This is a genomic window from Catenibacterium faecis (genome assembly GCF_014306455.1).
GTDB lineage: Bacteria > Bacillota_I > Bacilli_A > Erysipelotrichales > Coprobacillaceae > Catenibacterium > Catenibacterium mitsuoka_A.
In genome coordinates this window covers 1-1,362 of record NZ_JACRWG010000135.1, presented here as the reverse complement: position 1 = coordinate 1,362, position 1,362 = coordinate 1, and the positions used below count along the sequence as shown (strand labels likewise).

Annotated in this window: 1 protein-coding gene; it reads right to left on the bottom strand. The window is 30.0% G+C overall.

Annotated features, from left to right (window positions below; translation table 11 throughout):
* Positions 1 to 16: 16 nt before the first annotated feature.
* Complete coding sequence (locus H8909_RS13080; RefSeq protein ID WP_187013137.1) at positions 17 to 1,246, bottom strand: BglG family transcription antiterminator; 1,230 nt, start codon at positions 1,244 to 1,246, stop codon at positions 17 to 19.
* Between the last annotated feature and the right edge of the window lie 116 nt (positions 1,247 to 1,362).

Here is a 1,362-nt window from a genome sequence, read left to right as displayed (position 1 = left end):
TAGCCAATCATGACTATCATGATTGGCTATTATTCTGGTAAGAGTTAGGTGGTGCACTTAATACGACAGAGGTGGTGCATAGCTCTGCGACTACCGGTGCAATTACGAGCGAATAATCATCATCTTCAGGGAAAGAAATAAGACTAGATTCTTGACTAAGAATAGTCTTTGAAATCTCAAATGGTAGAGGATAGTTTGTCTTAATGGTATTTAATAAAGGGTTTTTATTCTCTAAATGAAGTTCCATCATTGATATTGAAGTACGGAAATGATAGAAAAGATCAGATCTTAGTATTTTGTCATCCCTTAAATCAAAATTATATCCTTTGTAGATGCCTTCTAAGAAAGAATCAATAAGATTATGTATAGAACGATCATCTATAGAATTATTGTTGTACTTAATATTAGAAATAAAATGAAGTGAAATATATTGTTTTTCACCACGAGTAATTGTTATGTCATAATAATTACTTAATGATTCACATATCTCATTCATAATTTTCTCAATATTGTTGGGAATTTCTGTGTTATTCATAACACTAATGTAGTCATCATTAAGTATTCTGGAAATCATTAATGCAAAGTAAATAGTAAGATTTTTTAATTTATAATCATCTGTTTGAATTTCATGCTTATTGAAAACATTGATTAACAAAGAAACAATATAATTTACTTCAACATCGTTGTAGTAAATCTTTTCTCCTTTAGAAAATGCAGAAACAGTTGAATATTCATTTAACGGATATGTTTCATTCACGATACAATCTCGTTTATCAGATTCATTACCGATGATTTTTATTCCAACGCCAGGCTTTACAATGTATTCAAGATTATAAAGTGGTAGGCATTTCTTTATTATTTTTATGTAATTAGAAAATGTGTTTTTTGAAACATAAACCAAGTCAGCCAGATCATCAGTTGAAATATAATCGTGTGAATAAAGTAGTTTGTTCAATATGAAACGTATTCTATCTTCACTGGAATCAAGGTCTACAATATCTGATTCTTTAGATGTTATGTTATCTAGAAATGAATTGAACTTTTCTTCATCTTCAATTTCCAAATAGTAACCGGCTTTCCTTTTTAACTGTACACTTGCTCCCTGTAATTCATTGTTTAAATTATTTATATCAGTACGAATTGTACGATCTGATACTTTGAATAGATCTGCTAGCTTTGCAGCAGTAGTGTAATCATTACTACGTATATAGTTAAAAATATCTTCAATTCTTTTGTAATTAAACATGATTTTCTCCATTTCCCCGCGCCTTTGTTGCGCGGACACAAATATATAACCAAACTCAAATCCCCCAAAACTCTAGTGTGCATCTCGATATAATAGTATAATCAAAGAGAGGTGGT